14 protein-coding genes are annotated in these 13,087 nt (G+C 66.2%); 7 read left to right on the forward strand and 7 right to left on the reverse strand.

Annotation, left to right across the window (positions count from 1 at the left end; genetic code table 11):
- Positions 1-120 precede the first annotated feature (120 nt).
- Positions 121-756 (reverse strand): RdgB/HAM1 family non-canonical purine NTP pyrophosphatase, encoded by a 636-nt coding sequence (gene rdgB / locus AC0CH3_RS00650; protein WP_056016358.1) that lies wholly within the window; start codon positions 754-756, stop codon positions 121-123.
- Entirely contained in the window at positions 753-1,469 is a 717-nt protein-coding gene (gene rph / locus AC0CH3_RS00655; protein ID WP_333994616.1) for a ribonuclease PH, read from the reverse strand. The genes rdgB and rph overlap by 4 nt, the downstream gene beginning before the upstream one ends.
- A gap of 262 nt (positions 1,470-1,731) precedes the next feature.
- Here rph and hrcA point away from each other — a divergent pair, with 262 nt between their 5' ends.
- The 4 genes from hrcA (at position 1,732) to AC0CH3_RS00675 (ending at position 5,037) form a co-directional block, all read left to right on the forward strand.
- Positions 1,732-2,775 carry a heat-inducible transcriptional repressor HrcA gene (gene hrcA, locus AC0CH3_RS00660; protein ID WP_056016352.1) on the forward strand — a complete coding sequence of 348 codons (1,044 nt, stop codon included), beginning with the start codon at positions 1,732-1,734 and terminating at the stop codon, positions 2,773-2,775.
- Positions 2,776-2,800: 25 nt separating this feature from the next.
- A complete protein-coding gene (gene grpE, locus AC0CH3_RS00665) occupies positions 2,801-3,340 on the forward strand; it encodes a nucleotide exchange factor GrpE (RefSeq protein WP_056016349.1) in 540 nt (179 codons plus the stop codon).
- A 137-nt stretch (positions 3,341-3,477) separates the two neighbouring features.
- Positions 3,478-4,701, forward strand: coding sequence for a threonine synthase (locus tag AC0CH3_RS00670; protein WP_354301340.1), 1,224 nt, complete (start codon positions 3,478-3,480; stop codon positions 4,699-4,701).
- Positions 4,702-4,797: 96 nt separating this feature from the next.
- Complete coding sequence (locus tag AC0CH3_RS00675; protein ID WP_354301342.1) at positions 4,798-5,037, forward strand: hypothetical protein; 240 nt, start codon at positions 4,798-4,800, stop codon at positions 5,035-5,037.
- A gap of 178 nt (positions 5,038-5,215) precedes the next feature.
- Here AC0CH3_RS00675 and AC0CH3_RS00680 read toward each other — a convergent pair whose 3' ends face one another.
- Positions 5,216-5,728: a vgr related protein gene (locus AC0CH3_RS00680; protein ID WP_354301344.1), complete on the reverse strand. Its 513-nt coding sequence runs from the start codon at positions 5,726-5,728 to the stop codon at positions 5,216-5,218.
- Positions 5,725-6,168: a copper chaperone PCu(A)C gene (locus AC0CH3_RS00685; protein ID WP_465237457.1), complete on the reverse strand. Its 444-nt coding sequence runs from the start codon at positions 6,166-6,168 to the stop codon at positions 5,725-5,727. The genes AC0CH3_RS00680 and AC0CH3_RS00685 overlap by 4 nt, the downstream gene beginning before the upstream one ends.
- Positions 6,169-6,330: 162 nt before the next feature.
- Between AC0CH3_RS00685 and dnaK the strand changes: the two genes are divergently transcribed.
- From dnaK to AC0CH3_RS00700, 3 genes are all read left to right on the forward strand, one after another.
- Positions 6,331-8,238 (forward strand): molecular chaperone DnaK, encoded by a 1,908-nt coding sequence (dnaK, locus tag AC0CH3_RS00690; protein ID WP_056016338.1) that lies wholly within the window; start codon positions 6,331-6,333, stop codon positions 8,236-8,238.
- Positions 8,239-8,365: 127 nt separating this feature from the next.
- Complete coding sequence (gene dnaJ / locus AC0CH3_RS00695; RefSeq protein ID WP_056016334.1) at positions 8,366-9,499, forward strand: molecular chaperone DnaJ; 1,134 nt, start codon at positions 8,366-8,368, stop codon at positions 9,497-9,499.
- 59 nt (positions 9,500-9,558) lie between these two features.
- Positions 9,559-10,035: a TM2 domain-containing protein gene (locus AC0CH3_RS00700; protein WP_354301347.1), complete on the forward strand. Its 477-nt coding sequence runs from the start codon at positions 9,559-9,561 to the stop codon at positions 10,033-10,035.
- A 55-nt stretch (positions 10,036-10,090) separates the two neighbouring features.
- Here the strand turns inward: AC0CH3_RS00700 and AC0CH3_RS00705 are convergent, their stop codons facing one another.
- The 3 genes from AC0CH3_RS00705 to radC all read right to left on the reverse strand — a co-directional run bounded on the left by AC0CH3_RS00705 (position 10,091) and on the right by radC (position 13,063).
- A complete protein-coding gene (locus AC0CH3_RS00705; RefSeq protein ID WP_056016328.1) occupies positions 10,091-10,354 on the reverse strand; it encodes a hypothetical protein in 264 nt (87 codons plus the stop codon).
- A 550-nt stretch (positions 10,355-10,904) separates the two neighbouring features.
- Positions 10,905-12,203: an adenylosuccinate lyase gene (gene purB / locus AC0CH3_RS00710; RefSeq protein WP_056016325.1), complete on the reverse strand. Its 1,299-nt coding sequence runs from the start codon at positions 12,201-12,203 to the stop codon at positions 10,905-10,907.
- A gap of 167 nt (positions 12,204-12,370) precedes the next feature.
- Positions 12,371-13,063: a RadC family protein gene (gene radC / locus AC0CH3_RS00715; RefSeq protein ID WP_354301349.1), complete on the reverse strand. Its 693-nt coding sequence runs from the start codon at positions 13,061-13,063 to the stop codon at positions 12,371-12,373.
- Positions 13,064-13,087 lie beyond the last annotated feature (24 nt).

Consider the following 13,087-nt stretch of genomic DNA (forward strand, 5'->3'; position numbering starts at 1 on the left):
GTCACCCCAGCGAACGCTGGGGTCTTCCGGTTCGGGCCGCACCCTTTCCAATGGTGAGACCCCAGCGTTCGCTGGGGTGACGGGCACAGGGTAGGGGAGGGACGATCCCTCCCCCGGGCTTCAGAAGACCGCGGCTTTCAGCAGTTCGAACGCCTCGGTGCGGTGGCTGATCGCGTTCTTCGTCTCATGCGGGAGTTCGGCATAGGTCTCGTCATAGCCGTGCGGGACGAACATCGGATCATAGCCAAAGCCGACCCGACCACGCGGCGGCCAGACGAGCGTGCCCTCGGCGCGGCCCTCGAACCATTCGACATGGCCGTCGGGCCAGGCGAGCGCGAGCACGCTGACGAAATGCGCGCCGCGGCTTGCATCGGGACCCTTGGCGGCGAGCGCGTCCTCGACCTTGCGCATCGCGAGGTTCCAGTCGCGCCCATCGGGCGTCTCAGCCCAGTCCGCGGTGTACACGCCGGGATCGCCGTTCAGCGCATCGACGCACAGCCCGCTATCGTCCGCGAGCGCCGGATAGCCCGACAGGTCGGCCGCAGAGCGTGCCTTCAGTTCGGCATTGGCGAAGAACGTCGTCCCCGTCTCGACCGGCTCGGGCAGGTCGAGTTCGGCGGCGGACACCACCTCGAACCCGCGGCCTGCGAGCAGGTCGGCGATCTCGCGGACCTTGCCCTTGTTGTGGCTGGCGATGACCAGCTTGCCGGGCTGGAGCTTGCGGATCGCCTGCGGGGTGCTGCCTTCGCCGCTCACTTGGCGACGGCCTTTGCCTGCGCGGCGAAGATGTCCGTGCAGCCGATCCGCGCGAGGCGGAGCAGGCGGAGCAGCGCTTCCTCGTCATAGGTCGCGCCCTCGGCGGTCGCCTGCGCCTCGGCGATGTTGCCGTTTTCGAGCAGGACGAAGTTCGCGTCCGCATCCGCACCCGAATCCTCGATATAGTCGAGGTCGAGCACGGGATTGCCCTGGTAGATGCCGCAGCTGATCGCGGCGACCTTCTGCGTCAGCGGGTCCGCGGTCAGCTTGCCGCTCGCGAGCAGCCCGTCGATCGCGAGCCGGAGCGCGACCCAGCCGCCCGAGATCGACGCGGTGCGCGTGCCGCCATCGGCCTGGATCACGTCGCAGTCGATCACGATCTGGCGCTCGCCGAGCAGTTTCAGATCGGTGACCGCGCGCAAGGAGCGCCCGATCAGACGCTGGATCTCCTGCGTGCGACCCGACTGCTTGCCCTTGGCCGCCTCGCGGTTGTTGCGCGTGTTGGTCGAGCGCGGGAGCATGCCATATTCGGCGGTCACCCAACCTTCGCCCTTGCCGCGCATGAACGGCGGGACCTTCTCCTCGACGCTGGCGGTGACGAGCACCTTGGTGTCGCCGAAGCCGATCAGGACGGAGCCCTCGGCATGCTTGGTGAAGCGGGGTTCGATCGTGATCTCACGCATCTGGTCTGGGGCGCGGCCGGATGGGCGCATGGTCGATATCCTAACAGCGAGGGTTGAATGATTGTGCGCTGCCTAGCCTTTCGTCCGGTCGCTCGCCAGCCTTCCCGTCATCCAGTCTCCCCGTCATCCAGCCCCCCGTCATCCTGACGAAAGTCAGGATCCAGAGTAACCGAATGCTGTCGTCCCTGGCTCTGGATCCTGACTTTCGTCAGGATGACGGCGTGAGGGGCAGGGCGGGGAGCGGTTTGCATTATCCCTTTTTACGCCAGTCGATCCGCCCTAGATCACCCAGATGGCCACGCCCCCCGTCACCGAACTGACCGACCGCGCGCGCGATATTTTTCGTGCGGTCGTCGACAGCTATCTCGCGAGCGGGACGCCGGTCGGGTCGAAGACGATCGCGCAACTTGCGGGGCTCAGCCTGTCGCCCGCGTCGATTCGCGGCGTGATGGGCGAGCTCGAAGGCCTCGGGCTGCTCGCCAGCCCGCATACGAGCGCGGGGCGGATGCCGACCGATCGCGGCCTGCGACTGTTCGTCGACGGGATGATGCAGGCGATGGAGCCCTCGTTCGAGGAGCGCCAGACGATCGAGGCGCGCGCCGGCGTCGGTGGTCCGGTCGAGGAGGCGCTCGCCGCCACCACGCTCGCGCTGTCGGGCCTGTCGGCGTGCGCGGGGCTGGTGATGGTGCCCAAGCGCGAGCTGAAGCTGCGCCAGATCGCGTTCGTCGCGCTGTCGCCCGAACAGGCGCTGGCGGTGCTCGTCAGCGAGGATGGATCGGTCGAGAACCGCGTGATCGCGCTGCCGAAGGGGATGTCGACGTCCGCGCTGATCGAGGCGGGCAATTACATGTCGGCAACGCTCGGCGGGCTGACGCTGGCCGAGGCGCGGGGCCGGATCGAGCGCGAGCTGGCGGACGGGCAGGCGGCGCTTGACGGCGCGGCGCGGACGCTGGTCGAGCGCGGGATCGCGGTGTGGAGCGAGGATGCCGATCGCCGCCCCGTACTGATCGTGCGCGGGCAGGGACGGCTGATCGACGCCGCCGCTGCCGCCGATCTCGACCGGGTCCGCGACCTGCTCGACGACCTCGAGGGAAAACAGGAAGTCGCATCGCTTCTCGACAGCGCGCGGGCGGGCGATTCGACGCGGATTTTCATCGGCGCCGAGACAAAATTGTTCGCGCTTTCAGGGTCTTCGGTGATCGCGCGACCGTTTCGTGGTCTCGACGGCCGGGTGGTCGGCGTGGTGGGCGTGATCGGCCCCACGCGGTTGAACTATGCGCGCGTCGTGCCCATGGTGGATTTCACGGCTGCAACGCTCGCCCGGTTGATGGGTTGAGCGGGCCCAACTTATAGGGAAAACCATGTCCGATATCGACCAGAACACGCCTGCCGACCTGCGCGAAGAGACCGCCGAGGACGCGCCCGAAGTCGCCGCGAACGACCGCGTCGCCGAGCTCGAGAACCAGCTCGCCGAAGCCAAGCAGAACGTTCTGTATGCGCAGGCCGAGATCCAGAACGTCCGCCGCCGCGCCGAGAAGGAAGCGCAGGACGCACGCGCCTATGCCGCCACCGCGTTTGCCCGCGACGTGCTGTCGGTTGCCGACAACCTCGCCCGCGGCCTGTCAGCGATCCCGGCGGACCTGCGTGCGGACGACAAGATGAAGGGGCTCGTGACCGGGCTCGAGGCGACGGGTCGCGAGCTGGAGAGCGTGTTCCAGCGCCACGGCATCACCAAGATCGCTGCCGAGGGCCAGATGCTCGACCCGAACAAGCACCAGGCGATGCTCGAGATCCCGAGCGACCAGCCGGCCGGCACGATCGTCCAGGAAATGCAGGCGGGATACATGATCAAGGACCGCCTGCTGCGTCCCGCGATGGTGGGCGTCGCCAAGGCGGGCTGAGCCTGCCGGGCTGCTGTTCTCCCGCGAAGGCGGGGGCCCAGGGTTCCAAACGCTGTCGCCTGTGACCCTGGGCCCCCGCCTTCGCGGGGGAACGGCAGGCGACGGCACGCAATTTTCTGCCTCGCCGGGATGACGCCATGAACGAGAATCTCACCACCGATCGCGAGACGTTCGTCACGCATCTCGAATGCTCGATTACCGGCGAACGCTACGAGGCGGACCAGCTTCATGGCCTTTCGCGCGCGGGCAGGCCGCTGCTCGTCCGCTACGACCTCGACGCGGTGCGTTCGGTGATTTCGCGCGACACGATTGCGGCGCGGCCGACCGATCTGTGGCGGTGGCGCGAGCTTCTGCCCGTGCGGCAGACGTCCAACATCGTCAGCCTCGGCGAGATCGAGACGCCGCTGGTGCCGCTGACCAAGTCCGGCGGCCCCAACCTTCTCGTGAAGGACGAAGGTCGCCTCCCGACCGGCAGCTTCAAGGCGCGCGGGCTGGTCATGGCGGTGGCGATGGCGAAGGAGCTCGGAGTCACCAGAATCGCGATGCCGACCAACGGCAATGCCGGCGCGGCGCTGGCCGCCTATGCGACGCGCTGCGGGATCGAGACGATCGTGCTGTGTCCCGACGACACCCCCGAGATCAACGTCCGCGAGATCGCGATGCAGGGCGCGCGCGTCTGGCGCGTCAACGGGCTGATCGACGATTGCGGCGCGATCGTCGGCAAGGGCGCCGCCGAGGGGCGCTGGTTCGACTTCTCGACGTTGAAGGAGCCCTACAGGATCGAGGGCAAGAAGACGATGGGGCTGGAACTCGCCGCGCAGTTCGGCTGGAAACTGCCCGATGCGATCTTCTACCCGACCGGCGGCGGCACCGGGCTGATCGGGATGTGGAAGGCGTTCGACGAACTCGAGCAGCTCGGCTGGATCGGATCGGAGCGACCCAAGATGTTCGCGGTGCAGGCGAGCGGCTGTGCGCCGATCGTCCGCGCGTTCGAGGCGGGCGAGGAGCATGCCGAGCGCTGGGAGGATGCGAGCACCGTCGCGGCGGGCATCCGCGTGCCAAAGGCGGTTGGCGACTTCCTGATCCTGCGCGCGGTCCGCGAGAGCGGCGGGCAGGCGATGGCGGTCGGCGATCCCGCGATCCTCAAGGCAGTCGAGGCGGCGGCGAAGCAGGACGGCCTGCTGCTGTGCCCTGAAGGCGGCGCGACGCTCGCGGCCTATCATCAGGCGCTGAACACCGGACTGGTCGACGAGGATGACCGCGTCGTACTTTTTAATTGTGCGACCGGACTGAAATATCCGATGCCGGAAGCGCCGCAAGCGCTTGATCGGACACGACCTATCGATTTCGACGCGCTTTAGCGTGCCGATCACCGCCGGCGGAGCTTGCCTGCCGGTGGTTGATCGGGATCAATCTTGTCTGCAACGGGGCGCCCTCGATCACGAAAAGGGGCGAACATGCAGAAAATTTTCCAGGTGATATGCGTCGTACTCGTCGCCGCCACGGTCATGTTCGGCGGGCGCTGGTACATGTATGTCGCGCGCGGCGAGAGCCCGTATGACGAGGTCGGCATCGCACTGAACAGCCATGCGCCTGCGCCGTTGCGTAGCTGGGGCTGTCACAAGATGCAGGCGCGGTTTTTCGGGCAATTGCCGCCTTATGGCTGTGCGGGGCCGGATGGGCGCAGCTGGCTCTGAGACCGCTGCCGCGGCCAGCGATCCACCGTCATCCCAGCGAAAGCCGGGATCTCCCTGTGACAGAGCCGCTTGAGATCCCAGCGCTCGCTGGGATGACGGTTTGGGGGGGCGGCGCGATAAACCACGCTCCGTCATCCTGACGAAGGTCAGGATCCAGAGCCAGGTACGCCGGTCTCCATTATCCTGGATCCTGACTTTCGTCAGGATGACGGGGTGTCGCCCGTGGCGTGAAGGGCAGTACCGTCTCGTACTGCGCAAGCGGCGGTGCGCCCGCGACCTTGGCCCCGGCGCGCAGCAGGAACGCGTGACGCACGATCTCGCCCTGCTGTTCGATGCCATAGCGGTGCAGCGCGACGCCGGGCCGGAACGCATAGTCGTAGCGGCACCATGGATGTCGCGCGAGCGGGAGGAAGACGCCGCGCTGATGCTGCCAGATGTGCGTCATCTCGTGGATGAACAGCCCTTGCAGCGTCAGATGAGCGTGCGCGAAATCGTCGCACCACAGATCGCCCTTGGGGTGGAAATGGATGCACCCGCGCGGCGCCATCACCGTGTCGCGCGGCTGGAAGAACGCCCATTTGCGGCGCGCCAGCCGTACCGGCGCATAGTCGATCGCATCGCCGAAGACCGATGCGGCGAGCGCTGTCTCGGCCGGGGTGAGAGCCCGCGCCGACCGATCGGGATCGCTCACTTCGCTCCGGTGTCGCCGGCGCCGACGACCGTCGCGTTCTGCAGGATCCGCGTACCGTCGGCGAAGCTGAGCGTGAGCGTGATAAGGCGCCCCCCGGGGGTAATTCCCGGGTTCATGTTGTACAGCATGACGTGACGGCCACCGGGTGCGAACACGACGTCGGTGTCGGCAGGGATTGCTACGCGGGGGATCGGTTTCATCGACGTGACGCCGCCTGACGCCATGCTCTCATGCATCTCTGCGCGGATCGCGACATCGGTGGTGACGTTGATCAGCGTCGCATCGGCCGGTCCGCCATGGATCGTCAAATAGGCCGCCGCCGGGCGCCCCTGCACCGCAGCCAGCCGCACCCAGGCGCCATCGACGGACAGCTGCTTCGGTTGCGCGCAGCCGGCCGTCGCCACCACGGCGATCCCTGCAAAAATACCACGCATCGTCATGATTGCCACTTCCGCTATCCCCTCTTGCTATCTCTACGGGCCGTACAATCTTGCGGCAAGCGCGAGCCAACCTATATCGCGCCCATCAATCGAAAGGTTCCACTGCCGTAACGGGGTGGAGCCCGAGACTTTTTTACGATGTGTGAGGGGCTATTTAAACTCATGGCTAAAGTAATCGGTATCGATCTCGGCACGACCAACAGCTGCGTTTCCGTGATGGAAGGCGGCAAGCCAAAGGTCATCGAGAATTCCGAAGGCGCGCGCACCACGCCGTCGATCGTCGCATTCGCCAAGGATGGCGAGCGACTGGTCGGCCAGCCGGCCAAGCGCCAGGCAGTGACGAACGGCGACAACACCATCTTCGCGGTGAAGCGCCTGATCGGCCGTCGTTTCGACGATCCGATCACCAAGAAGGACACCGAGTTGGTCCCGTACAAGATCTCGCGCGGGCCGAACGGCGACGCATGGGTCTCGGCGGGCGGCAAGGATTACTCGCCGTCGCAGATCTCGGCGTTCACGCTGCAGAAGATGAAGGAAACCGCTGAGTCGTATCTCGGCGAGACGGTCACGCAGGCGGTCATCACCGTTCCCGCGTACTTCAACGACGCGCAGCGCCAGGCAACCAAGGACGCTGGCCAGATCGCCGGCCTCGAAGTGTTGCGCATCATCAATGAGCCGACCGCGGCGGCGCTGGCCTACGGCCTCGACAAGCAGGACGGCAAGACGATCGCGGTCTACGATCTCGGCGGCGGCACGTTCGACATCTCGGTCCTCGAGATCGGCGACGGCGTGTTCGAGGTGAAGGCCACCAACGGCGACACCTTCCTCGGCGGTGAGGATTTCGACAACAAGATCGTCCAGTTCCTCGCCGACGAGTTCAAGAAGGCCGAGGGCATCGACCTCGCCAAGGACAAGCTGGCACTGCAGCGCTTGAAGGAAGCGGCCGAGAAGGCGAAGATCGAGCTCAGCTCGGCGCAGTCGACCGAGGTCAACCTGCCCTTCATCACCGCGGACCAGAACGGCCCGAAGCATCTGGTGAAGTCGATCACGCGCGCCGATCTGGAGCGGATGGTCGAGGATCTCGTCAAGCGTACGCTCGAGCCGTGCCGCAAGGCACTCGCAGACGGCGGCCTGAAGCCCGAGGACATCTCGGAAGTCGTGCTCGTCGGCGGCATGACGCGCATGCCGCGCGTGCGTGAAGTCGTGAAGCAGTTCTTCGGCAAGGAGCCGCACACCGGCGTCAACCCGGACGAGGTCGTCGCGATGGGCGCCGCGATCCAGGCCGGCGTGCTGCAGGGCGACGTCAAGGACGTGCTGTTGCTCGACGTGACGCCGTTGTCGCTCGGCATCGAGACTCTGGGTGGCGTGTTCACCCGGATGATCGATCGCAACACGACGATCCCGACCAAGAAGTCGCAGACCTATTCGACCGCGGACGACAACCAGGGCGCGGTGACGATCCGCGTGTTCCAGGGCGAGCGCGAGATGGCGGCCGACAACAAGATGCTGGGCAATTTCGATCTCGTCGGCATCCCGCCGGCGCCGCGCGGCGTGCCGCAGATCGAAGTGACGTTCGACATCGATGCCAACGGCCTCGTCAGCGTTTCGGCCAAGGACAAGGGCACCGGCAAGGAGCAGCAGATCCGCATCCAGGCATCGGGTGGTCTTTCGGACAGCGACATCGACCAGATGGTCCGCGATGCCGAGACCTTCGCCGAGGAGGACAAGAAGCGTCGTGCGGGCGCCGAGGCGAAGAACAACGCCGAGTCGCTGGTGCACACCACGGAGCGTCAGCTTGCCGATAACGGCGACAAGGTCGACGAGTCGCTGAAGACCGAGATCCAGGCCGCGATCGACGCGACCAAGGCAGCGGTCGAGAGCGGCGACGCGGACGCGATGACCGAGAAGAGCACTGCGCTCGCGCAGGTCGCGATGAAGCTCGGCCAGGCCATCTACGAGAAGCAGGCCCAGTCCGAGGCATCGCCTTCGGCCGAGGGTGACGCGGCGAAGAAGGATGACGACGTCGTCGACGCCGAGTTCTCGGAAGTCGACGAAAACCCGAAGGCGTAAGGCTTAGGCATATGCACACCCCCCGTCATTCCAGCGCAAGCTGGAATCCAGAGCCTCGGGCGTCCGCCCATCCGGCTCTGGATCCTGGCCTTCGCCAGGATGACGGGACGGGCGCAGGGGGCGAAGTATGAGTACCCAGACGGACTATTACGAACTGCTCGAAATCGAGCGGACCGCGGATGCGGGGACGATCAAGTCGTCCTATCGCAAGCTCGCGATGAAATATCACCCGGACAAGAACGCGGGTTGCAAGGATTCGGAGGCGCAGTTCAAGGCGGTCAGCGAGGCGTATGACTGCCTCAAGGACCCGCAGAAGCGTGCGGCCTATGACCGGTTCGGGCATGCCGCCTTCCAGAACGGCGGACCCGGCGGCGGCGGCGGCGCGCAGGATTTCGGGGGCTTCTCCGACATCTTCGAAAGCGTGTTCGGCGAGTTCATGGGCGGCGCGCAGCGCGGCAGCGGCGGTCGCAGCGGCGCGCGGCGTGGCGCCGATCTGCGCTACGACATGGAGGTCACCCTTGAGGAGGCATTCCACGGCAAGGCCACCGAAGTCACGATCGACGTCTCGGCGCCATGCGACACGTGCGACGGCAGCGGCGCGCGGTCGGGAACGCGGGCGAAGACGTGCCAGCATTGCGGCGGGCACGGCAAGGTTCGCGCGCAACAGGGCTTCTTCGTGGTCGAGCGCGCATGCCCGGTCTGCCAGGGTGCGGGCGAGGTCATCGCCGATCCATGCCCCGACTGTCGCGGCGACGGTCGGGTCGAGAAGACCAAGACGCTCGCGATCAACGTCCCGCCCGGTGTCGACGAGGGCACGCGGATCAGGATGACGGGCGAGGGCGAGGCTGGCGCGCGCGGGGCGCCAGCTGGGGATCTCTACGTTTTCCTCCATGTCGCCAAGCATCATCTGTTCGAGCGCGAGGGCACGGCGTTGTTCGCGCGCGCACCGATCAGCTTCACGGTCGCGGCGCTCGGGGGATCCTTGTCGATTCCCGGACTCGACGGACGTACGCACGAGATCAAGATCCCCGCGGGCATCCAGTCGGGTAAGCAGCTCCGCCAGCGCGGCGCGGGCATGCCCGTGCTGCAGGGGCGCGGGCATGGCGATCTGGTCGTGCAGATCGATGTCGAGACTCCGACCCGACTGTCGAATCGGCAGAAGGAACTGCTCGAGATGTTCCGCGAAACCGAGACAGGCGACGAATGCCCTGACAGCCAGGGCTTTTTCGCAAAGCTGAAGGGCGTGTTCGCGGCGGAATAAGCCGGACCTGCCTGTTGAGTTCGATCCGCCACGATTGGGCGCGGTGTTGAGGGATTGCGATGCGCGGACAGATACTGGGTGTGGACGTGCGGACGGGCGAGGGCCTCGTTTCGGGGCAGGACGGCCAGCGGTATCGGTTCGCGCCGGAAGACTGGGCGCATCGCGGCGAGCCGGTGATCGGCGCCGAGGTCGATTTCGAAAGCGCCGACGACCGGGCGCTGAGCGTGTTCCCGCTACCCAGCGCAGCGACGCCGGGGCCGCGACGCGCGGTACCAACTGCGGTGACCGCGGGCGGGGCCGCAGCCGGGCGGGCCAGCGACCGCAACAAATACGTCGCCGCGCTGATCGCCTTCCTGATCGGGACGCTCGGCATCCACCGCTTTTATCTCGGGCGGATCGGATCGGGGATCGTCATGCTGGTGCTGAGCATCACCCTGGTCGGGCTGGCGATCACGATCCCATGGGCGTTTGTCGACATGATCCGCTATCTGATGATGTCGGATGAGGAGTTCGCGACGCGCTATCCGCGCGGCTAGGCGGCAGAGGACGGTCCGGACGGGGCTTGCCGCGTCGGGACCGTCTCTTCCAAGCTCATTTCGTGACGAAGACGACGCCGCGTGCGCCCCACTCGGACCTCGTCTCGCAGATCGTGACGGGCAGCGTCTTGTCGACCTTGCGCCCCAATATCGTGCGCGGCATGCAGACGCGGCTCGTATCGTCCTTGAACGCGCTGGCGGGCATGGTGATGGTCACCGGCTTTTCGCCTGCGGCAAGCGCGGGGACCGCGAAGCCGGTCAGCGCGACGGCGGCGGTGAGGAAAGCCGAAACGGGGCGGCGCAAAGAGAGAATGTGCATCTTAAGCCTTTCACGATCGAGCGCCGAACTGCGCCCAACTGTATCACTGCATTAATGATGCCAAACACCTAAGTGCTTGATCCTCCACAGGTCTCTGGCAACGAGGGCTGACACTTGGCCATTCTTTCGCCACTTCGGGGGACATTGCACCAACTTCTGGTACGAAGTCGTGCGGTCCTCCGGCCTAGCCACGCCCCTCCTCGGAGGGGCGGGCGGGCCGATGGATCAGAGGGTGGAAATGACCACCCCGACCACCAGCGCCTGAGCCGCGATCGCCAGCATCGAGCTGGTCACGGTTTCGAACATGCGCATGGGTAGGTCTCCGATGCCGGAGTAATATCCGGCATCGGTGATATGGCGATAGTTGCGGGCTGTCGCAATTTTGCAACCTGAAATCGTAATTGCGTTGCGTGCACTTTGGCGGCGTATGCTGGTCCCCCCACTCCGTCATCCTGACGAAAGTCAGGATCCAGAGTAACGCAGTGCTGTCCTGCTTGGCTCTGGATCCTGACTTTCGTCAGGATGACGGGTGGGGGGTATTACGTTGCCCTTACGCCGCGCCGAACACCCGGGCGAAGATCGTGTCGACGTGCTTGAGGTGATAGCCGAGGTCGAACTTGTCCTCGAGCTCGGCATCGCTCAGCGTCACCTCGGGATCGGCCTTGAGCAATTCGAGCAGCGACAGCGCGCCGTCCGAATCCCACACCTTCATCGCATTGCGCTGAACCAGGCGATACGCGTCCTCGCGGCTGACGCCGGCCTGCGTCAGCGCGAGCAGCACGCGCTGCGAATGGACGAGGCCGCCCATCTTGTTGAGGTTCTTCTCCATCCGCGCCGGGTACACGACCAGCTTGTCCATCACCCCGGTCAGCCGGGCGAGCGCGAAGTCGAGCGTGATCGTCGCGTCGGGGCCGATATAGCGCTCGACCGACGAGTGCGAGATGTCGCGCTCATGCCACAGTGCGACATTCTCGAGCGCGGGGGTGACATAGCCGCGCACCATGCGTGCGAGCCCGGTGAGGTTCTCGGTCAGGACCGGATTGCGCTTGTGCGGCATCGCCGACGAGCCCTTCTGGCCGGGCGAGAAATATTCCTCGGCCTCGAGCACTTCGGTGCGCTGGAGATGACGGATCTCGGTCGCGAGCCGCTCGATCGAGCTCGCGATCACGCCAAGCGTCGCGAAGAACATCGCATGGCGGTCGCGCGGGATCACCTGCGTCGAGACCGGCTCGACCGAGAGGCCGAGCTTGCCCGCGACATAGTCCTCGACGAACGGATCGATGTTGGCGAACGTCCCCACCGCGCCCGAGATCGCGCAGGTCGCGACGTCGGCGCGCGCCGCCACCAGCCGGGCGCGGTTGCGCGCGAACTCGGCGTGCGCCTGCGCCATTTTGAGCCCGAAGGTGACCGGTTCGGCATGAATGCCGTGGCTGCGGCCGATCGTCGGCGTCATCTTGTGTTCGCGCGCGCGGCGTTCGAGCACGACCAGCAGCGCGTCGAGGTCGGCGATCAGGATGTCGCTCGCCTTGGCCAGCTGGACCGCGAGACAGGTGTCGAGCACGTCCGACGAGGTCATGCCCTGGTGCATGAAGCGCGCCTCGGGACCGACATGTTCGGCGACGTTGGTCAGGAAGGCGATGACGTCGTGCTTGGTCTCGCGCTCGATCTCGTCGATCCGGTCGACTTCGAACGCGCCCTTTTCCCAGATTGCGGCTGCCGCCTCTTTCGGTACGACGCCAAGCTCGGCGAGTGCGTCGGTGGCGTGCGCCTCGATCTCGAACCAGATCTGAAAGCGTGCTTCGGGCGTCCAGATGGCGACCATGTCGGGGCGGGAATAGCGGGGGACCATCGGGTTTTCCTCGGGAGTCTGCGGGGGGGGGGCTCGGCAATGGGCGACGCGCCTCCCATCGGGTCGGGAGTAGCGCCAGCGATCGCGCGCCCGGTAGCAGGCCGGGGCGCCGGGTTCAAATCACGCTGCGGTCGCGTCCGGATCTCGTCGCGGACGGGGACGCCGCGTCAGACAAGGCCCTGCGCGCGCAGGCTGGTATGCCCGGTCGCGCCGACGATGATATGATCATGGACGGTGATCCCGAGCCGCTTGCCCGCTTCGGCGATCGTCCGGGTGATCTCGATGTCCGCGCGGCTGGGGGTCGGATCGCCGCTCGGGTGGTTGTGGACGAGGATGAGCGACGCCGAGCCGAAGTCGATCGCGCGGCGAATCACTTCGCGGACATAGACCGCCGCCTGGTCGATCGAACCCTTGCTCATCACCTCGTCGCGAATGAGCATGTTGCGCGTGTTGAGGTGGAGCACGCGGAACCGTTCGATCGTATGGTGCGCCATGTCCGCGCGCAGATAATCGAGCAATGCCTGCCAGTTGGCGAGCACGGGACGATCGCCGACGTGCGACTGGAGCAGGCGAATCGCGGCGGCGTGCGCGATCTTGATCGCGGCGGTCGCGATGTCGCCCATCCCGTCGACGCGCGCGAGCGCCGCGGGATCGGCGGTCAGCACGCCGCCGATCCCGCCGAACTCGCGCATCAGCGCCTTGGCGAGCAGTTTCGTATCGCCACGCGGAATCGCGACCGCCAGCAGATATTCGATGAGTTCGTGGTCGAGCAGCGCTTCGCCGCCGCCGTCGAACAGGCGCTGGCGCAGCCGGGCGCGATGGCCCTTTCGCGCGTCGATCGGATCACCGGCATCGGTCATGACGCGATGCTAGCACAATCGTGC

The organism is Sphingomonas sp. AC449, assembly GCF_979253475.1.